General features: G+C 60.7%; 17 protein-coding genes. 7 read left to right on the top strand and 10 right to left on the bottom strand.

Going from position 1 to position 18,298, the window contains the following annotated elements; genetic code table 11:
* Positions 1-3: 3 nt before the first annotated feature.
* Positions 4-2,133, bottom strand: a complete 2,130-nt coding sequence (gene recQ / locus BLU48_RS03930; RefSeq protein ID WP_057023049.1) for a DNA helicase RecQ — start codon at positions 2,131-2,133, stop codon at positions 4-6.
* Between the two features lie 275 nt (positions 2,134-2,408).
* Between recQ and BLU48_RS03925 the strand changes: the two genes are divergently transcribed.
* The 3 genes from BLU48_RS03925 to BLU48_RS03915 all read left to right on the top strand — a co-directional run bounded on the left by BLU48_RS03925 (position 2,409) and on the right by BLU48_RS03915 (position 6,988).
* Entirely contained in the window at positions 2,409-2,996 is a 588-nt protein-coding gene (locus BLU48_RS03925; protein ID WP_043049657.1) for a UPF0149 family protein, read from the top strand.
* A 20-nt stretch (positions 2,997-3,016) separates the two neighbouring features.
* Complete coding sequence (locus BLU48_RS03920) at positions 3,017-3,400, top strand: YbaN family protein (protein WP_057023050.1); 384 nt, start codon at positions 3,017-3,019, stop codon at positions 3,398-3,400.
* Positions 3,401-3,517: 117 nt separating this feature from the next.
* Complete coding sequence (locus BLU48_RS03915; protein WP_057023051.1) at positions 3,518-6,988, top strand: hybrid sensor histidine kinase/response regulator; 3,471 nt, start codon at positions 3,518-3,520, stop codon at positions 6,986-6,988.
* A 630-nt stretch (positions 6,989-7,618) separates the two neighbouring features.
* Here the strand turns inward: BLU48_RS03915 and BLU48_RS03910 are convergent.
* Both BLU48_RS03910 and BLU48_RS03905 read right to left on the bottom strand, forming a co-directional pair.
* On the bottom strand, positions 7,619-8,983 hold the full coding sequence (locus tag BLU48_RS03910; RefSeq protein WP_172833439.1) for a DNA recombination protein RmuC: 1,365 nt from the start codon (positions 8,981-8,983) through the stop codon (positions 7,619-7,621).
* Positions 8,984-9,158: 175 nt separating this feature from the next.
* Entirely contained in the window at positions 9,159-9,482 is a 324-nt protein-coding gene (locus tag BLU48_RS03905) for an SEL1-like repeat protein (protein ID WP_057023052.1), read from the bottom strand.
* A 408-nt stretch (positions 9,483-9,890) separates the two neighbouring features.
* Here BLU48_RS03905 and BLU48_RS32490 point away from each other — a divergent pair, with 408 nt between their 5' ends.
* The 4 genes from BLU48_RS32490 to BLU48_RS03885 all read left to right on the top strand — a co-directional run bounded on the left by BLU48_RS32490 (position 9,891) and on the right by BLU48_RS03885 (position 12,880).
* The gene (locus BLU48_RS32490) at positions 9,891-10,025 is read left to right on the top strand and encodes a hypothetical protein (protein WP_255320398.1); all 135 of its coding nucleotides are present in this window, start codon (positions 9,891-9,893) and stop codon (positions 10,023-10,025) included.
* 441 nt (positions 10,026-10,466) lie between these two features.
* A complete protein-coding gene (locus tag BLU48_RS03895; protein ID WP_005790139.1) occupies positions 10,467-10,691 on the top strand; it encodes a hypothetical protein in 225 nt (74 codons plus the stop codon).
* A 279-nt stretch (positions 10,692-10,970) separates the two neighbouring features.
* Entirely contained in the window at positions 10,971-11,453 is a 483-nt protein-coding gene (locus BLU48_RS03890; protein ID WP_057023053.1) for a hypothetical protein, read from the top strand.
* Between the two features lie 146 nt (positions 11,454-11,599).
* Positions 11,600-12,880: an OmpP1/FadL family transporter gene (locus tag BLU48_RS03885; RefSeq protein ID WP_057023054.1), complete on the top strand. Its 1,281-nt coding sequence runs from the start codon at positions 11,600-11,602 to the stop codon at positions 12,878-12,880.
* A gap of 65 nt (positions 12,881-12,945) precedes the next feature.
* On the opposite strand, the gene BLU48_RS03880 is transcribed toward BLU48_RS03885, so the two are convergent.
* The 7 genes from BLU48_RS03880 to cobU all read right to left on the bottom strand — a co-directional run bounded on the left by BLU48_RS03880 (position 12,946) and on the right by cobU (position 18,231).
* Positions 12,946-13,494 (bottom strand): glutathione peroxidase, encoded by a 549-nt coding sequence (locus tag BLU48_RS03880; protein WP_046071760.1) that lies wholly within the window; start codon positions 13,492-13,494, stop codon positions 12,946-12,948.
* 150 nt (positions 13,495-13,644) lie between these two features.
* The gene (locus tag BLU48_RS03875) at positions 13,645-14,844 is read right to left on the bottom strand and encodes an MFS transporter (protein WP_164484856.1); all 1,200 of its coding nucleotides are present in this window, start codon (positions 14,842-14,844) and stop codon (positions 13,645-13,647) included.
* 63 nt (positions 14,845-14,907) lie between these two features.
* Complete coding sequence (locus BLU48_RS03870; RefSeq protein ID WP_046071758.1) at positions 14,908-15,312, bottom strand: MarR family winged helix-turn-helix transcriptional regulator; 405 nt, start codon at positions 15,310-15,312, stop codon at positions 14,908-14,910.
* A 42-nt stretch (positions 15,313-15,354) separates the two neighbouring features.
* Positions 15,355-16,083, bottom strand: coding sequence for an adenosylcobinamide-GDP ribazoletransferase (locus BLU48_RS03865; RefSeq protein WP_057023162.1), 729 nt, complete (start codon positions 16,081-16,083; stop codon positions 15,355-15,357).
* Between the two features lie 2 nt (positions 16,084-16,085).
* Complete coding sequence (cobC, locus tag BLU48_RS03860) at positions 16,086-16,661, bottom strand: alpha-ribazole phosphatase family protein (RefSeq protein WP_057023056.1); 576 nt, start codon at positions 16,659-16,661, stop codon at positions 16,086-16,088.
* Positions 16,658-17,713: a nicotinate-nucleotide--dimethylbenzimidazole phosphoribosyltransferase gene (gene cobT, locus BLU48_RS03855; protein WP_057023057.1), complete on the bottom strand. Its 1,056-nt coding sequence runs from the start codon at positions 17,711-17,713 to the stop codon at positions 16,658-16,660. Before cobT ends, cobC begins: the two co-directional genes overlap by 4 nt.
* Positions 17,710-18,231 (bottom strand): bifunctional adenosylcobinamide kinase/adenosylcobinamide-phosphate guanylyltransferase, encoded by a 522-nt coding sequence (gene cobU / locus BLU48_RS03850; RefSeq protein WP_057023058.1) that lies wholly within the window; start codon positions 18,229-18,231, stop codon positions 17,710-17,712. The genes cobT and cobU overlap by 4 nt, the downstream gene beginning before the upstream one ends.
* Between the last annotated feature and the right edge of the window lie 67 nt (positions 18,232-18,298).

Raw genomic sequence — 18,298 nt, 5'->3', positions numbered from 1 at the left:
ACACTAAATTTCGAATTCCGACTGCAAAGCAGCGCGTACGCAGTACAAAACTCCCTCAGGAACACGCCCAGTGAACAATGGAGCGATCTCCACGACAGGTGGCAATTCGCCTTCTCCGTCGAGGAATGCATCCTGGATTTCACCGAGCAAATCCTCAGGCAAATCAAGGGCCTGCTCCAACGACAATTGCTGCTTGCCGATGGCTTCGGCGAGCAAGGTATATACATTTTTTTCCGAGCATTGCAGCTGACCGGCGATCTGGATCGGGGTCATTCCGGCGCGGGCCAGGCTGATCAGTTCGTGGCGAATATCGGCCACTTCCTTCGGTGCTTCGGCCTGGCCACCGAGCACTTCGAGGAACGCCTGGCCGTAACGCTCCAGCTTGCGCGCACCCACACCGCTGACCCGGGCCATTTCGGCCATGGTGGTGGGTTGTTCGCGAAGCATTTCCAGCAAGGTAGAGTCGGGGAAGATAACGTAGGGCGGCACGCTGTGTTCCTGTGCCAGTTTGCGCCGCAAGGTGCGCAGGGCTTCCCACTGTTCGCGCTCCTCGCCCCGTACAAGCTGGCTGGCCTGGCTGGTGCTGCTGCTCTTGGCAGTGGTCTGGGGCTTGAGGTCACGGCGCAGCTCCAGGCTCACTTCCCCCTTGAGCAACGGCCGGCAACTGTCATTCAGCCGCAGCCCGCCGTAGCCCTCGATATCGATGTCGACCAGGCCACGGGCAACCATCTGCCGGAACAGCGAGCGCCACTCGCCTTCGGCGCGGGCCTTGCCGACACCGTAGACCGAGAGTTTCTCGTGGCCGAAGCTGCGGATTTTTTCGTTGTCCTTGCCCAGCAACACATCCACCAGGTGCCCCACGCCATAGCGCTGGCCGGTGCGGTAGATCGTCGACAACGCCTGGCGCGCCGGCTCGGTGGCGTCCCAGGTCTGCACACCGTCGATGCAGTTATCACAGTGGCCGCAGGGCTGCGGCATGTCTTCGTCGAAATAGGCCAGCAGCGTCTGGCGCCGGCAGCGGGTCTCTTCACACAACGACAACATGGCATCGAGCTTGTGCTGCTCCAGGCGCTTATGACGTTCGTCGCCTTCTGAGTTCTGCAGCATCTGCTTGAGCATCACCACGTCTTGCAGGCCGTACACCATCCAGGCATCTGCCGGCAGGCCATCACGGCCGGCGCGCCCGGTTTCCTGGTAATAGGCCTCCAGGGACTTGGGCAGGTCCATGTGCGCGACGAAACGCACGTTGGATTTGTCGATACCCATGCCGAAGGCGATGGTCGCCACCATGATCAAGCCTTCCTCGTTGAGGAAGCGCTTCTGGTGATAGGCACGCAGATCGTTCGGCAGGCCGGCGTGGTAAGGCAACGCCGGATAGCCCTGTTCGCAAAGGAACGCGGCGACTTCGTCGACCTTCTTGCGCGACAGGCAATAGACAATACCCGCATCGCTGCGCCGCTCGGACAGGAACGCCAGCAACTGTTTGCGCGGCTGCTCCTTGGGTACGATGCGGTAGAAAATATTGGGCCGGTCAAAGCTCGACAGGAAACGCTCGGCGTTCTGCAGATGCAGGCGCTCGACGATCTCTTCGCGGGTACGTTTGTCGGCGGTGGCGGTCAGGGCGATGCGCGGCACGTCGGGGAACAGTTCCGCCAGCTGGCCAAGCTGCAGGTATTCGCGGCGGAAATCGTGCCCCCATTGCGATACACAGTGGGCTTCGTCAATCGCGAACAGGGCAATGTCCAGGCTCTGCAGGAAGGACAGCATGCGCGGCTGCACCAGGCGCTCGGGTGCCAGGTACAACATCTTCACCTCGCCACGCTTGATGCGGGCGGCCAGGTCGCGCTGCTGTTCGGCGCTGAGGGTGGAGTTCAAAGACGCAGCGGCGACACCAAGCTCTTCAAGGGTGGCGACCTGATCGTCCATCAACGCAATCAACGGTGATACCACCACGGCCAGGCCATTGCGCAACAGTGCCGGCACCTGGAAGCACAAGGATTTGCCGCCACCGGTAGGCATCAGCACCAGGGCATCGCCGCCATTGGCCACGCGCTCAATGATCGCACCCTGGCGGCCACGAAAACTGTCGTAGCCGAAGATGTCCTTGAGGACGCGTTGAGCCTGCTCGAGCATGTAAAACTCCAAAATGGTGCCGAAATCCCTCTGTACAGGCTGGCCGAAAAAATGCGCTGCCACGGTAAATAATCCGTAAGCGAAGTTTTCCCGGATTGGCGCTGGGCCTGCAGGGGCATCACAAAACGCGGCAGTATACCCGAGCATCATCCGCCAAAGGGCGCGCCTGACGAATAGACGCCCACGCTAAAACCGGGCAAATGTGCGGTGCGGCTGGCCTGGGCGCTCAAGAAAGCCTAGAATTCAGCATCGTTTATTCCCAAGGTAGCCCTTCAATGTCCTTCGCTGAGCAACTAACCCGCCTGCAAGCCTTCCTCGACGCCGATGAGCTGCATGACGAGGCGCTGGACTACGTGGCCGCCCACGGCTACCTGACCGCCCTGTCGATCTCTTCTGACGTCGTGCCGGACCGTGAGTGGATCGACGCCTTGTTCGCCGAAGAGCCTCACTACGCCGACGCCGCCCAGCGCGAAGAAATCGAAGCGACCCTGCTGGCCCTCAAGGCCCACATCGGCCGCCAGCTGGCCTCCGATGAGGAATTCGAGCTGCCATGCGACCTGGACCTGGGTGAAGAGCCGGACGACTCCGACCTGCGCGGCTGGTGCATCGGTTTCATGGAAGGCGTGTTCCTGCGCGAAGCCGCCTGGTTCGAAACCGCCGAGGAAGAAGTCAGCGAAATGCTGCTGCCGATCATGGTCGGTTCCGGCCTGTTCGACGACCAGCCGGAGTTCGCCGACATCGCCGCCGACGCCAACCTGATGGACGACATGATCGTACAGATCCCGGAAGCCCTCACCGCGCTGTACCTGCTGTGCAACGCGCCTGACGAAAAACCGGCGATCCTCAAGCCACGTCACCACTGAGTCGCTTGCCCGTGGCACCCATGGGCAACCGCTCGCTGCTCCTGCGCTATACGCTGCTGGCCATTGGCTGGCTCAGCGTAGCGCTGGGAGTGATAGGCATTTTCCTACCGGTGTTGCCGACCACGCCCTTCCTCCTGCTCGCCGCCGCCTGCTTCGCTCGAAGCTCCCCGCGTTTCTACCGCTGGCTGGTGGAGCACCCGCGCCTGGGCCCCTGGATCCGTGACTACCTGGACGGCAATGGCATCCCGCTCAAAGGCAAGGCCTACGCCATCGGCTTGATGTGGTTGAGCATCGCGATCTCCTGCTACCTGGTACCCCTGCCCTGGGCACGCGGTTTCATGCTGACCAGTGCGGTACTGGTGACGATCTACATCCTGCGCCAGAAAACCCTGCCACCGCGCTGACGCACCTGCGACATTAGATCCCACACGACCTTGGTCGACACTGACTAACCCCAGGCATCATGCGAGACTGTCCAACCGGGCCTGGAGTGCCTGGGTGTTCTTATGCTCGGAGTTACCATGACGCTGTCCAGCGGGCTGATTGCCGCCGTTGCCCTGGCCTATATGGCCATTATGTTTGCCATTGCCTTTTACGGTGACCGCCGCCATGCGCCGCTGCCACCGCGTGTGCGTGCGTGGGTCTACAGTTTGTCGCTGGCCGTGTACTGCACCAGCTGGACTTTCTTTGGCGCTGTAGGCCAGGCCGCCGAACAGTTGTGGGCATTTTTACCGATCTATCTGGGACCGGTGCTGCTGCTGGTGTTGGCACCCTGGGTGCTGCAGAAGATGATCCTGATCAGCAAGCAGGAAAACATCACCTCGATTGCCGACTTTATCGCCGCCCGCTACGGCAAATCCCAGTCCCTGGCGGTGGTGGTGGCGTTGATCTGCCTGGTCGGCGTGCTGCCCTATATCGCGTTGCAACTCAAAGGCATCGTACTCGGGGTGAACCTATTGATCGGCGCCGGCCCCGACACCACCGGCACCCGGGCCCAGGACACGGCTTTGATCGTGTCCCTGGTGTTGGCGCTGTTTACCATTGTGTTTGGTACGCGCAACCTCGACGCCACCGAACACCATCGCGGCATGGTGCTGGCGATTGCGTTTGAGTCCCTGGTCAAGCTGTTTGCTTTTCTTGCCGTCGGTGCGTTTGTCACCTACGGCTTGTACGACGGTTTCGGCGACCTGTTCAGCCAGGCGATGCTCGCGCCACGCCTGGAGGAATACTGGAAAGAGACCATCAATTGGCCCTCTATGGTGGTACAGACCGGCGTCGCCATGATGGCGATTATCTGTCTGCCACGGCAATTCCATGTGACCGTGGTTGAAAACATCGACCCCCAGGATCTGCGCCTGGCCAAATGGGTGTTCCCGGCCTACTTGATCCTGGCTGCACTGTTCGTGGTGCCTATCGCCCTCGGTGGCAAGATGCTGCTGCCTGGCTCGGTGCTGCCAGACTCCTATGTGATCAGCCTGCCAATGGCCCAGGCCCATCCAGCTCTCGCTGTGCTGGCGTTCATTGGCGGTGCCTCGGCCGCCACCGGCATGGTGATCGTGGCCAGCATCGCCTTGTCGACCATGGTTTCCAACGACATGCTGCTGCCCTGGCTGTTACGGCGCTCCAGCGCCGAGCGGCCATTTGAAGTATTCCGCCACTGGATGCTCTCGGTACGCCGGGTGAGCATTGTGATTATCCTGTTGCTGGCGTATGTGAGCTACCGCCTGCTGGGTTCTACCGCCAGCCTGGCTACCATCGGCCAGATCGCCTTTGCCGCCGTGACCCAACTGGCCCCGGCAATGCTCGGCGCACTCTACTGGAAGCAGGCCAACCGCCGGGGCGTCTTTGCCGGCTTGGCCGTGGGTACATTCCTGTGGTTCTACACCTTGGTCCTGCCAGTTACCGCGAAAAGCCTGGGTTGGTCGCTCAGCCTTTTCCCCGGCCTGACCTGGATGCATTCCCACCCGTTCGGGCTGTCGGTGACATCGCTGACCTTAGGCACCGTATTTTCCCTGGCGGGTAACTTCACCTTGTTCGTGTGGGTGTCAATGCTGTCACGCACACGGGTGTCCGAGCACTGGCAGGCCGGGCGTTTTATCGGCCAGGAAATCAGCCAGCGCGCCAATGCCCGGTCCATGTTGTCGGTGCAGATCAGCGACCTGCTCAGCCTGGCGGCACGCTTTGTCGGCGAAGAACGTGCCCAGCAGAGCTTTATTCGCTTTGCCTATCGCCAGGGCAAAGGCTTCAACCCCAACCAGAATGCCGATAACGATTGGATTGCCCACACCGAACGCTTGCTGGCGGGTGTACTGGGTGCCTCTTCGACGCGAGCCGTGGTGAAAGCGGCGATTGAAGGGCGGGAAATGCAGCTGGAGGACGTCGTACGAATCGCCGACGAGGCCTCCGAGGTGCTGCAGTTCAACCGTGCCCTGCTGCAAGGCGCCATCGAGAACATCACCCAGGGCATCAGCGTGGTGGACCAGTCCCTCAAACTGGTGGCCTGGAACCGGCGCTACCTGGAGCTGTTCAACTACCCGGACGGCCTGATCAGCGTCGGCCGGCCGATTGCCGACATTATTCGCTACAACGCCGAGCGCGGCTTGTGCGGGCCTGGCGAGGCAGAGGTGCACGTGGCGCGCCGCCTGCATTGGATGCGCCAGGGCCGTGCGCACACATCCGAGCGCCTGTTTCCCAATGGTCGGGTAATCGAGCTGATCGGCAACCCGATGCCCGGCGGCGGCTTTGTCATGAGTTTCACCGACATCACCGCGTTTCGCGAAGCCGAACAAGCGCTGACCGAGGCCAACGAGGGCCTGGAGCAGCGGGTCACCGAACGCACCCATGAACTGTCGCAGCTCAACGTGGCCCTCACCGACGCCAAGGGCGTGGCCGAGTCCGCCAGCCAATCGAAGACGCGATTCCTGGCGGCGGTGAGCCACGATCTGATGCAACCGCTGAACGCCGCACGGCTGTTCTCCGCCGCCCTCTCCCATCAGCACGACGGCCTGTCCAGCGAGGCACGGCAGCTGGTGCAGCACCTGGACAGCTCGTTGCGCTCGGCCGAAGACCTGATCAGCGACCTGTTGGATATCTCCCGCCTGGAAAACGGCAAGATCAATCCACAACGCCAGCCCTTTGTACTCAATGAGCTGTTCGACACCCTGGGCGCTGAGTTCAAGGCGCTGGCCCATGAGCAAGGCTTGCGCTTCCGTTGGCGCGGCAGTCGCTTGCGGGTAGACAGCGACATCAAGTTGCTACGGCGGATCCTGCAGAACTTCCTGACCAATGCCTTCCGTTATGCCGACGGCCCAGTGTTACTTGGCGTACGTCGACGCCAAGGCGAACTGTGCCTGGAAGTCTGGGATCGCGGCCCGGGTATTCCGTTGGATAAACAAAAGGTGATCTTTGAAGAGTTCAAGCGCCTGGACAGCCACCAGACCCGCGCCGAAAAGGGCCTTGGCCTGGGCCTGGCGATTGCCGACGGCTTGTGCCGCGTGCTGGGCCACCGCCTGAGCGTGCGCTCCTGGCCAGGCAAAGGCAGCGTCTTCAGCGTGTGCGTGCCGCTGGCGCGCAACCAGGCCAGCCCGCAACCCAAGGCGCCGGCGGAAAACGGGCTGCCTTTGAGCGGCGCCCGGGTGCTGTGTGTGGATAACGAGGAGAGTATCCTGATCGGCATGCGCAGCCTGCTCACGCGCTGGGGCTGCGAAGTCTGGACCGCAGCCAATCAGGCCCAATGTGCGGCACTGCTGGCCGACGGCATGCGCCCGCAACTGGCACTGGTGGATTACCACCTGGACCATGGCGAAACCGGCACCGAGCTGATGGGCTGGCTACGGGCGCAATTGGCCGAGCCGATTCCCGGTGTGGTGATCAGCGCCGACGGGCGCCCGGAGATGGTCGCCGAGGTGCATGGTGCGGGGTTGGATTACCTGGCCAAGCCGGTGAAGCCGGCGGCGTTGCGGGCTCTGTTGAGTAGGCATCTGCCTCTGTAAATGGCTTGTACTCGGTCAAAATGTGGGAGGGGGCTTGCCCCCGATAGCCATGGGTATCAACACATCTTTGATGTAGCGACCGCCGGTAACCACGATGCGCAGCGAGCCGCTCTTGATCTTAGGCGCCCCGTTAAACCACGCTGGCCGGAATTCGACAGGGATTTGGGGGGTAAACCGGCAGGGATGCCGGTTTAGCCGCCCCGCGCCAGGGAGGGCGCGTGGCGGCGGCCCCCAAATCCATGGCGGATTACGGGCACACCGAGCCTGGGCGAGGTGCCGAGTGGTGGGGCAAGAGCGTTTGGGTTACTTTTGCGCTTTTCAAAAGTGACCCGCTGTAAAAGCGGAACCAATAGTGGTCGTTACCGCAGCAATGGATATGTACTCGGTCTGATCCAACATTCTGGTCGGCTGTCAGGCCGCCATCGGGGGCAAGCCCCCTCCCACATTTGGATCGCGGTGCATCAGTTAGATAGCTATAAGTTGCCAGGCAGCAAGCTCCCTTGCAGAGGAGCAGCGGCGTACCAAAGTTGTGTAGATACCCATGCCCCGATAGCGGTGTATCAGCCAACACATTGGGTGACTGATACTCTGCTATCGGGGGCTTGCCCCCTCCCACATTTGGCCCTGTGTTTATTCGGGGAGATGCGCTACGCCATCCGAATCTGTCATCGCCCGTTCCAGCAGATCCGCCGGCAGGCTCTTACTGGCACGGGCACCGAGCAGCCTTAGTTGCTCGGTACGACTGACCAGATTCCCGCGTCCATCTGTCAGTTTGTTTCGCGCCGCGCTGTAAGCCTTGTCCAACTGTTGCAACCGATTGCCCACCTCGTCCAGATCCTGGATAAACAGCACGAACTTGTCGTACAGCCACCCGGCACGCTCGGCAATTTCACGGGCATTCTGGCTCTGGCGCTCCTGTTTCCACAGGCTGTCGATCACCCGCAGGGTGGCGAGCAAGGTGGTCGGGCTGACAATCACGATATGGCGGTCAAAGGCCTCCTGGAACAGGTTGGGCTCGGCCTGCAATGCCGCGGAAAAAGCCGCTTCGATCGGCACGAACAGCAGGACAAAGTCCAGGCTGTGCAAACCTTCGAGGCGCTTGTAATCCTTGCCGGCCAAACCTTTGACGTGATTGCGCAGGGACAGTACATGTTGCTTCAAGGCCGCCTGGCCGATTACATCGTCATCCGCCGCGACGTATTGTTGATAGGCGGTCAAGCTGACCTTGGAGTCGACCACCACCTGCTTGTCGCCCGGCAACATGATCAGTACGTCCGGCTGGAAACGCTCGCCATCCGGGCCTTTGAGGCTGACCTGGGTCTGGTATTCACGGCCTTTCTCCAGGCCCGCGTGCTCCAGCACCCGCTCAAGGATCAGCTCACCCCAGTTGCCCTGGGTTTTCTGGCCCTTGAGGGCCCGGGTCAGGTTGGTGGCTTCATCCGACAGGCGCAAGTTCAGTTGCTGCAAGCGCTCCAGCTCCTTGGCCAGGGAAAAACGCTCGCGGGCTTCGTTCTGGTAGCTTTCTTCGACTCGCTTCTCGAACGACTGGATGCGCTCCTTGAGCGGATCGAGCAGTTGGCCCAGGCGTTCCTGGCTGGTTTCGGCAAAGCGCTGCTCACGCTCATCGAAGATTTTGCCGGCCAGCTCGGCGAACTGCGCACGCAGCTCATCCCGTGAGCCTTGCAGGTCAGTGAGGCGTTGTTGATGGCTGTCTTGTTGCTCGCGCAGTTCCGCGCTCAGGGCCGCGGCTAGCGCGTCGAGACGCCGCAGCTCGGTTTCCTTGGCACTGCGGTCGAGGTTCCAGGCGTGGGCGGCATCGCGGGCGTTATCACGGTCGATCTGCAACAGCTCGACTTCGCGGCGCAAGGCAGCCAGGTCGGCCTGCTTGGCGGCATTGGCATGGCTCAGGTCACTGATCTCATCGCGACTGGCGTCCAACTGGGCAGCGAGCCCCTCCTGGGCCAGTTGCGCGGTCGCCAGGCGCTCTTCCAGCAGTTCCCAGCCGGTGGCCCGTGCGCTCAGACGTCGCTGGAGTTGCCAGCACAGCGCCAACAAAGGTACTGCTGCGCCAACAAGTCCCAAGGCGATACTGGTCCAGTCAACAACCATAGCCATTTCTGCCATCACCGAAAAAAAACAAGGGTAACCAAGCGCAGGGCTGGAGGACAGCTCAGTCTTCGACCTGCCCCAGTTCGCGCTGGGCGCGCCGGTCGCCGGCGCGGGCGGCCGAGCGCAGCAGGTCGTAGCCTATACGGCGGTCGCGGGCGTTCCCGCATTCCCGACACATCAGTTGGCCCAGCCGGCTCTGCGCGGCCACTACCCCTTCCCGGGCGGGCTGTTTGAGCAAGCGTCCAGCGAAGTGTTTGATGTTGGTACTTTGCCCCAGGCGAGGGCTATCGAGCAGCCACAAAGCGACCTTCAAGGAGAAACGCTTGGGAGCGGTAACAGTTTGAGGAGTGTCGGTAACAGAAGGTGATACTGAGCGAAACTTCATAAAGCACTGTGGGACAGAACGGAAGGCGCGCCACTCTACTCTTTTTTTCGTACAGGTAAAGCTGAAAAAACCCGGCACGCCCGTTCTAGAGCAAGCGCTCGGGACAATCCACAGAAGCTGTGGATAACTCAGTGGACAACCCCCCTTGAACGGGCGCAAAGGCCCACGGAATGGGGGCCGCAGTCAAACTGACGATTTTTTCACCAATAAAAAAAAGCGAGATTTTTCATTGACTTAAATTTTGAATGCAGGCAAATGGGCGCGTTTCCGGGCAAGTGACAGCAGGGTTACACATCCGGCAACCCATGTGCACAAGTAGCTGCTTGCTGGTTATATCGTCGGCATTTTTTGATTCAACACGCCTTAAACATGTTACTGGCGTGACGCAACCAGGACTTTTCAAATCTCTTGCGGCTCGCCACACTGCCTCAGGTGTTCGAGGCTGGCCGATCCTTGCGCTTGACCCTCGCCGCCTATGGACTCGGTTGCGCCCTCGCCGCATCGGCGACGGTATTGATCTATCGCTGGCTGCTTGGCGGCTGATTGAAGTTTTTTGCTGACGCGCTTGCCTTCCCTGGTTCAACCCGTTACTATCCGCGGCGTTAGTACCAAGCTGAAAGTCAATTCTGGTCGACCAGTCCCTTGCAAAACACGGGATCGACCACCTCGATGGTTTCCAGGTATTCCTTGCGACGACACAGCCTTTGAACAAGCAAAGGGTGTCGCGAAGTCTCAATACTCTGACCGAACCAACCTGCAAATTGATCAGGATCTTCACCCTGGGCCCAGAACCTTTGCCCCTGTTGTGTTGCCTGCCCTCCTAAGTACCTACCTGCCAGCCCAAGCGCGCCTAATTTATCAGCGCTTCAAACTGGCTGCTTTGTTCCAGTCAGGTTCTTCGCTCGATCAATGGTGATCAGCGTTACTGGAACGTTTTAACGTTGCACGGTTCTTATCCGTGTCATTTGTAGGAACACCAATAATATGAACGCTCAAATCCACACTCAGGATGCCATTCGCACCCTCACTAACGCTTTTGCCCCAATGAACTGCCTGATCATGGCCGCTCGCAAAGGCTGCTTCAGCTTCACCCTGGTCAACGAGCACGGCATCGCACGTCACAGCGAACGCCTGTACCCCGATCAATACTCCAGCGCAGAACCGCTGCAGGCCGTGATCGAGCGTACCCGTCAGGCACTGACTGCCTGATCGACCCGAGTCGCTGAAACACAAAAAACCCTGTTTGAAACACAGGGTTTTTTATTGCCCGAAATTCGACTTGGCAGCCTTCGTATTAAGTCCGAACAGATATAAACCTTATAACTAAATGAAGAAGATGTTTTAAAAACAGTCTTTTACATCATGAATATGACACTACACTTCAACTCGAGCGGCATGATCCGCTTGCGACGGGCCTGAGATCCGATTCACCGCTGCCAAGCCCTCCCTTCTCAGGCTCGTCCACCCTTTTATTGGACTGAGGCTTGTATGGGTATTGCCGCCAGCGAATTGTGTCGTTATGTGATCAGGCCGACGTTGATGTACCTCGGCCGCCATGACCCTGCAGCCGAATCCCTGCTACTGGGCATTGCTGCCAGTCAATCGGAACTGGGCTCGGCCTTGCATGATCGACGCGGCCATGGCCTCTACAGCATCACCGAACCGCGCCACCGCGCCCTCTGGGATGATTATCTTGCACTGGACCCCGAGCGGGCGAGCCTGGTACGCGGACTAGCCAGCCAACATGCCTTCCTCAGTGCACCTCAGTTGGAACTGACGGTAAATCTGCGCTACGCCACGGCCATCGCTTGGCTGTTGGTGGAACAGCGTCGCTACACCCTGCCTGCGCCCGGCGATGTGCTGGCCATGGCGCGTATCTGGAAAGAAATTTTTCATCCGCAAGGTCGACTGCGGGATTTCACTCAAGCGTGGCAAACCTGCGCCTGCCCCATAAAACAGGTGGCGTGCTGACCGGGCAAAATGCAAGATTCGCCAAAAACCCTGAATTCTGGTCGGATTGTCCTACAAAACCGCTCTATCTCCCGCATTACAGCCTATAGCGCGATGCGAAATTTATTGATACTTTCCGCAGCGGTGATCACCACGGAGTTCTAATAATGAAAAAAGTAATGCTCAAGACCACACTTAGCCTCGCCGTTGCCATGGCATCCTCCCAACTGTTCGCCAGCGGCTTTGCCCTGAACGAACAGAGCGTCAGCGGGATGGGTACCGGTTTCGCAGGTCGCTCGTCCTCTGCCGATGATGCAAGCACTGTGTTCGGTAACCCTGCCGGTATGGCACGCCTGGAAGGTCAACAGATCACCGGCGGTGTTGCAGCCATTGATGCCTCCACTGATATCAGCGACGTCAGCGGCCGCTCCCGCGGCAGCAACAAAGGCGACATGGTGCCTTTCACAGCCGTCCCTTTCGGTTTCTACACCAATAAACTCAATGATCAATGGTCCGTCGGTTTCGGCGTCTATGCACCGTTCGGGTTGGTGACTGATTACGAAAGCGGTTTCCAAGGCCGCGGCTTTGGCAGCAAAAGCGAAGTAAAAGTCATCACCTTCCAGCCGACGGTCAGCTACGCCTTCAACGACCGCGTTTCCGTCGGTTTTGGCCCGACCATCAACCGCATCGCCGGCACCCTGGAATCGGACCTGACGCTGAACGCTCGTGCGCCAGACACCAACATCAAGATCAAGGGCGACGACACAGCGTTGGGCTTCAATATCGGCGTGCTGGTACAAGCCACTGATACCACCCGCGTCGGCCTGACCTATCACTCCAAGGTCAGCTACAAGCTGGACGGCCACACCGAAGTCAGTGGCCCGGCTGCGACCGCTGGCGCCCTGCGCAGCAACCGCTACGATGCCTCGCTGAAGATCGATACGCCTGAGTCCTACGACCTGTCGGTCACTCAAGACCTGACCGACGCCTGGAAACTCTATGCGGGTGCAACCTGGACACGCTGGAGCCGCTTGAAAGACATCACCGTCAAGAACGAGGGGGTCGTCGGCGGTGCTTCCGGCGGCATACTCGCCCCTACCCTGGTCGGCACCATCAAGGAAGACCAGAACTGGCACGATACCTGGGCTTATGCCGTGGGTACGTCGTACCAGCTCACCAAACAAGTGGTGCTGCGTACCGGCCTGACCTTCGACCAATCGCCGACCAACAATACGGATCGTTCGCCACGTATCCCGACCGGCGACCGTACGATCTTCAGCCTGGGCCTGGGCTACGAGGTCATGCCGAACATGACCGTCGACCTGGCCTACTCCTACCTGAAGGAAGAAGACGTCAAGGTTTCGCGTTCCAACGCATTGGCCAGCTACAACGCCAAGTATGAAAACAGTGCCAACGGTTTCGGCCTGGGCATGACCTACCGCTTCTGATTCTCGGCGGTATAAAAAAGCCCCGCTCTCCTGCACAGGAGGCGGGGCTTTTCATTGGTCGCGGTTCAGGGTTTGGACGCCAATGCCTCTTCCACCGCCTTGATCAGGTCCGGGCTGTCCGGCTTGGTCACACTGGAAAAGTTGGCAATCACCTTGCCCTGGCGATCCACCACGTATTTATAGAAATTCCACTTCGGCGCACTGCTCTGCTGCGCCAGCAGCTTGAACAGGTGCACTGCATCCGGCCCCCTGACTTTCTGCGGCTCGGTCATGGTGAAGGTCACGCCGTAGTTCACGTAGCAGACCTTGGCAGTCTCCTCCCCGGTCTTGGCTTCCTGCTTGAAGTCATCGGACGGCACGCCAATCACTTCCAGACCTTGGTCCTTGTAGCGCTGGTATAACGCTTCAAGGCCTTTGAATTGCGGTGCGAACCCGCAAAAACTCGCCGTATTTACGATAACGAGGGGCTTGCCGGCAAAGCGCTGGCACAGGTCAATGGACTCCTTGGCCCGCAGCTTGGGCAGTTGGCCCTCCAAGAGCGGCGGGCAGTCGGCAGCCATGGCCAAGCTGCCAACAGCCATGAGGACGGGTACAGCGAGCCAGCGCATCAGCATGTCGACATTCCTTGAGTCAGTTCAGGCATTGAAGTTAACAGATCGCCATGCCCAGTTGCATCAACGCCAGGCCGCCTTGCTGCCAGCCCCACCAGGCCAGTAGCAACAGGAGCAACCCTGCCGCCATCACCATCAAGCGCACCGCTACCCTCATGCCGCCTCCATCTGCGCCTGCACACGCGCCACCGGTCGCTCACGCACCGGCCAGTTCAGGGCCGCAGCGAGCAGGCTGAGCAGAATCGCCACCTGCCAGATCAAATCGTAGCTTCCGGTACGATCATAGACCACCCCGCCCAGCCAACCACCGAGGAATGAGCCGAGTTGGTGGAACAGGAACACGATCCCACCGAGCATTGAGAGGTTGCGTACACCAAACAAGGTCGCGACGGTGCCGTTGGTCAGGGGGACGGTGGACAACCACAGGAACCCCATCGCCATGCCAAACAGATACGCAGTGGCTTCGGTGACCGGCGCCCACAGGAACAATACGATCACCACGGCCCGCAACAGGTACAGTCCGGTGAGCAAGCGCGGCTTGGACATGCGCCCGCCCAGCCACCCGGCCGTGTAAGTGCCGAACACGTTGAACAGGCCGATCAAGGCCAGCACCGTGGTGCCCACCGTGGCCGGCAGGTGCTGGTCAACCAGGTACGCCGGCAAATGCACACCGATAAATACCACTTGGAAACCACAGACAAAAAAACCGAAGGACAACAGCCAGAACCCTGAGTGAGAGCAGGCTTCCTTGAGAGCTTCGCCCAGGGTTTGCTGGCCGACCGTGACCGGCAGCGGGCGATCCTTGAGCATCGCGACCAGCGGCAGGATCAACGCCACCATCAAGCCCAACGCCAGCAGTGCCGCAGACCAGCCCAACCAACCAATCAAGCCGAGGGTGCCGGGGACCATGGCGAATTGGCCGAAGGAACCGGCGGCGCTGGCGATGCCCATGGCCATGCTGCGTTTTTCCGGGGCTACGGCGCGGCCGACCACACCAAGAATCACCGAGAACGAAGTACCGGACAGGCCGATACCAATCAGCAAGCCTGCGCTCAGGGACAGCGACCACGCAGAGTCGGACATGCCCATCAGCACCAGGCCCGCGGCATACAACACGCCGCCGAAAAACACTGCCTTGGTCGCGCCGAATCGGTCGGCCAAGGCCCCGGTAAACGGTTGGGCCAGGCCCCAGATCAGGTTCTGCAAGGCAATGGCGAAGGCAAAGGTTTCACGCCCCCAGCCAAATTCGCTGCTCATGGGCGACAGGAACAGGCCGAAGCCATGCCGTACGCCCAGGGACAACGCGAGGATCAGCGCACTCCCCACAAGGATCCAACCACTGGTGCGCCACATCGAGGTCATTTCTTATTCTCCGCTCGCGGGTATATACCCGCTTATAGTCGAACAAACCGCGCTTCAGGCGAGTTCGTCCAGCAAGGCCAACAACGTTTCGCGCTTTTCGGCGCCCAACTTATCAATCAGTTTCTGTTGCGCCGCTTCCCAGGCCGGCAAGGCCGCGGCCAGTCGCTCCTGCCCCGTTTCGGTCAAGACCACCAGGCGGTTGCGCAGATCGTCACCCTCGACCAACTGCACCAGCCCTTCGCCTTCCAACACGCGCAGATTACGCCCCAAGGTGCTACGGTCCAGGCCCATGGCCTCGGCCAGGCTGGAAATGCTCGGTTGGTCAAGGCGCTGCAAGTTACACAGCAGAGAATACTGGGCAACGTTGATCCCGAAGCCGTCGAGAGCGCCGTCGTAATGCCTGCTGACGCCACGGGCGGCGCGTCGCAGGTTGGTGCATAAACATTGGGAGGCAAGCATAGAGCGTGTATATACCCGGAGTTAAGGAAATGCAAGAAAGGGTTACAGGGCCAGCCCGACCAGTACAGCGACTTCGAGCAACTCCAAGAGCGCGCCAGCCGTATCGCCCGTGGTACCGCCCAGACGCTTGACCATCAAGTGACGCAGCCACACGAAGCACAGCGCCGCCAGCAACACCGCGATGCCGCCGTTGAAACCGCCAATCAGGATGCACGCCAGGCCGCTGAGGATCAGCACCTGTTGGCCGACAATCCGCGGTAAATGATCGGACAATGCCTGGCCCAATCCTCCTGCACGTACGTAGCGCGTGGTGAGAAACAGCGCCAACATCGAAGCCCGCCCGATCAGCGGCGCCAGGATCAAGGCAGCGCCATTGTGCTGTTCGATCAGGGCCACCAACGCGCTGAACTTGAGCAGCAACACCAGGCCCAGGGTGACCACCGCAATCGGCCCGCTGCGCGGGTCTTTCATGATGCTGAGGGTGCGCTCGCGGTCACCAAAGCCACCCAGCCATGCATCGGCACTGTCCGCCAGGCCATCCAGGTGCAGGCCACCACTGAGCAGCACCCAGGCCACCAATAGCAGTGCGGCATGCAGCAACAAGGGCGCGCCCATCAACATCAGGTTCAGGCCCCACAGCAACACGCCGAACAGCAGCCCCACCAGCGGATAAAACAGCAACGAGCGGCCCAACTCCTGGGGCTGTGGCATGCCCGGCAAGCGGATCGGCAGGCTACTGAGAAATTGCAGGGCGATCCAGAACGCCAGCATCATCAGGTTCCTTCCTTCAAGACGCTGTCGGCGCCAACCCGCAGGCTGAACAACGCGCCGTGGCCGACTTCGACATTCAGCAATTGCTCACGGGGCAAACCGCGTGCGCGGGCCAATAGCAGGCGCATCACGCCGCCGTGGCTGATCAATAGCACGCGCTGGCCAGCATAAGCCCGATGCAGTCGTGAGACAGCGCCGAGCACCCGCTCGGAAAACCCAATGACCGGCTCGCCTTGCGGCGGCGTGAACGCGTAGGGATCAGCCCAGAACAACCCCAGCCCTTCGGCGTCGGTTTCCATCAGTGCGGCTGCGCTTTGGCCTTCCCAGGCGCCAAAGTGGAGTTCTTGCACATCAGGCTCAAGACTCACTGGCAGGTCGAGCTGTGCCCCCAACTCTTGGGCAAACAAGGCACAGCGTTGCAGCGGCGAGCTGATCAGCCGATCCCACGGCCCCTGCTCAACCACTGCGGCGCGCATCTGTGCCCAGCCCCTGGCGGTCAATGCATCGTCCAGGCTGCCACGCAGGCCGCCGCCCAGCTCGGTTTCGCCGTGGCGCAGCAGGTCCAGGTGCAAGGTCATGCGGGGCGATCCGCCACGGCCGCTTCGGCAAACGTTGCCATCTGCCCATGCAGTGCACACGCCAGGCGCAACAACGGCACCGCCAGCGCCGCGCCACTGCCCTCGCCCAGGCGCAGGCCCAGCTCCAGTAAAGGTCGGGCATCCAGGCTGTGCAGCACATGGCGATGGCCCGGCTCGGCGCCCCGATGGCCGAACAACAGCCATTGGCGGCACGCCGGGTTCAAGCGCACCGCCACCAGGGCGGCAACGCTGCAGATAAAGCCATCCACCAGCACCGCAATACCTTCTTGGGCACAGGCCAGATAAGCGCCGACCAGCGCCGCCATTTCAAAGCCGCCGAGGTTGAACAGCGTTTGCAACGCATCACCACGCTGAGCGGCATGCAGCGCCAATGCCCGCTCGATGACCGCGATCTTGTGGCTGACACCCGCGGCATTCAAACCCGTGCCCGGGCCTGTCAGGTCACTCACCGGGCAATCCAGCAAGGCACAGGCCAAGGCGCTGGCCGCAGTGGTATTACCGATGCCCATCTCGCCGCCGATAAACAACTGCGCGCCGCTGTCCAGGGCGCGGCTCACGCTGTCTCGTCCGGCTTGCAGGGCCAGTTGCCCCTGGGCCTGAGTCATCGCCGGGCCATCGACGAAATTGGCCGTGCCCGCGCCGATATTCAGGTGACGCACGCCGGGCAAATCCAGCGACGGCGTGACGGTACCGAGGTCGACCACTTCCAACTGCGCATCCAACCGCCGCGCCAATACACTGATCGCCGCACCACCGGTGACAAAGTTATGCAGCATCTGCCCCGTCACCTCCTGGGGAAATGCCGACACGCCTTCGGCCACCACGCCATGATCGCCCGCAAAAATCGCGATCCACAGTCGATCTACCGACGGTTTGACCTGGCCCTGCAAGCCCGCCAACTGCACCGCCAGCGCCTCCAACTGGCCGAGGGAACCAGCGGGCTTGGTCAACTGCTGCTGGCGCGCCAGCGCCTGTTCGTAAGCAGAGGCATCGATGGCCTTGCAGGGCTTGAGCCACCAGGAATCCGTCATAACGCAGTACCTTTCAAAGTCAGGGGCAGACCGGCGACCGTCAACACAACACGCTGACACCGCTCGGCCAAGGCTTGATGCAGCCAACCGGCTTCATCCACATAACGGCGGGTCAATTCGCCCAGCGGCACGACACCCAGACCGGTCTCGTTGCTGACAAAAATAATTTCACCCGGCAGCGACGCCAGGGTTTGCAGCAGTTGATCACGCTCGAACGCCATGCGATCGGCGTCTTCGAGCATCAGAAGATTGGTGAGCCATAACGTCAGGCAGTCCACCAACAGGCAATGGTCGGCAGCGGCGTTTTCACCCAGTACCCGCGCCAGCTCAAGGGGTTCTTCAATCAACCCCCAATGGCCCGGACGACGCCCACGATGCAAGGCAATCCGCTGATTCATTTCACCGTCCAGCGGCCGGCTGGTGGCGATATACGTGACGGATAAACCGCTGTCGCTGGCGAGCTTTTCAGCAAGGCGACTCTTGCCAGAGCGTGCGCCGCCCAAGATCAGTTGGAGCATGGAATAAGCCCTGTAAAAGTCATGGATGGAGCCGGAAGCCAGAATGAACGAGGCGCTCTCAGTTCTT

The sequence above is a fragment of the Pseudomonas synxantha genome (genome assembly GCF_900105675.1).
Lineage (GTDB): Bacteria > Pseudomonadota > Gammaproteobacteria > Pseudomonadales > Pseudomonadaceae > Aquipseudomonas > Aquipseudomonas synxantha.
The sequence above is the reverse complement of the archived record's forward strand: the minus strand, read 5'-3'. Positions and strand labels throughout refer to the sequence as shown.

Excerpts from the sequence above, each read along its gene's own strand:
- BLU48_RS03920 (WP_057023050.1), top strand. The coding sequence starts at position 3,017 with ATGGGCAACCGCTCGCTGCTCCTGCGCTATACGCTGCTGGCCATTGGC.
- BLU48_RS03880 (WP_046071760.1), bottom strand. The coding sequence starts at position 13,494 with ATGCTGATGCGCTGGCTCGCTGTACCCGTCCTCATGGCTGTTGGCAGC.
- BLU48_RS03875 (WP_164484856.1), bottom strand. The coding sequence starts at position 14,844 with ATGTGGCGCACCAGTGGTTGGATCCTTGTGGGGAGTGCGCTGATCCTC.
- recQ (WP_057023049.1), bottom strand. The coding sequence starts at position 2,133 with ATGCTCGAGCAGGCTCAACGCGTCCTCAAGGACATCTTCGGCTACGAC.
- cobC (WP_057023056.1), bottom strand. The coding sequence starts at position 16,661 with ATGACCTTGCACCTGGACCTGCTGCGCCACGGCGAAACCGAGCTGGGC.
- BLU48_RS03925 (WP_043049657.1), top strand. The coding sequence starts at position 2,409 with ATGTCCTTCGCTGAGCAACTAACCCGCCTGCAAGCCTTCCTCGACGCC.
- BLU48_RS03885 (WP_057023054.1), top strand. The coding sequence starts at position 11,600 with ATGAAAAAAGTAATGCTCAAGACCACACTTAGCCTCGCCGTTGCCATG.
- BLU48_RS03890 (WP_057023053.1), top strand. The coding sequence starts at position 10,971 with ATGGGTATTGCCGCCAGCGAATTGTGTCGTTATGTGATCAGGCCGACG.
- BLU48_RS03895 (WP_005790139.1), top strand. The coding sequence starts at position 10,467 with ATGAACGCTCAAATCCACACTCAGGATGCCATTCGCACCCTCACTAAC.
- cobT (WP_057023057.1), bottom strand. The coding sequence starts at position 17,713 with ATGACGGATTCCTGGTGGCTCAAGCCCTGCAAGGCCATCGATGCCTCT.
- BLU48_RS03915 (WP_057023051.1), top strand. The coding sequence starts at position 3,518 with ATGACGCTGTCCAGCGGGCTGATTGCCGCCGTTGCCCTGGCCTATATG.
- cobU (WP_057023058.1), bottom strand. The coding sequence starts at position 18,231 with ATGCTCCAACTGATCTTGGGCGGCGCACGCTCTGGCAAGAGTCGCCTT.
- BLU48_RS03865 (WP_057023162.1), bottom strand. The coding sequence starts at position 16,083 with ATGCTGGCGTTCTGGATCGCCCTGCAATTTCTCAGTAGCCTGCCGATC.
- BLU48_RS03870 (WP_046071758.1), bottom strand. The coding sequence starts at position 15,312 with ATGCTTGCCTCCCAATGTTTATGCACCAACCTGCGACGCGCCGCCCGT.
- BLU48_RS03905 (WP_057023052.1), bottom strand. The coding sequence starts at position 9,482 with ATGAAGTTTCGCTCAGTATCACCTTCTGTTACCGACACTCCTCAAACT.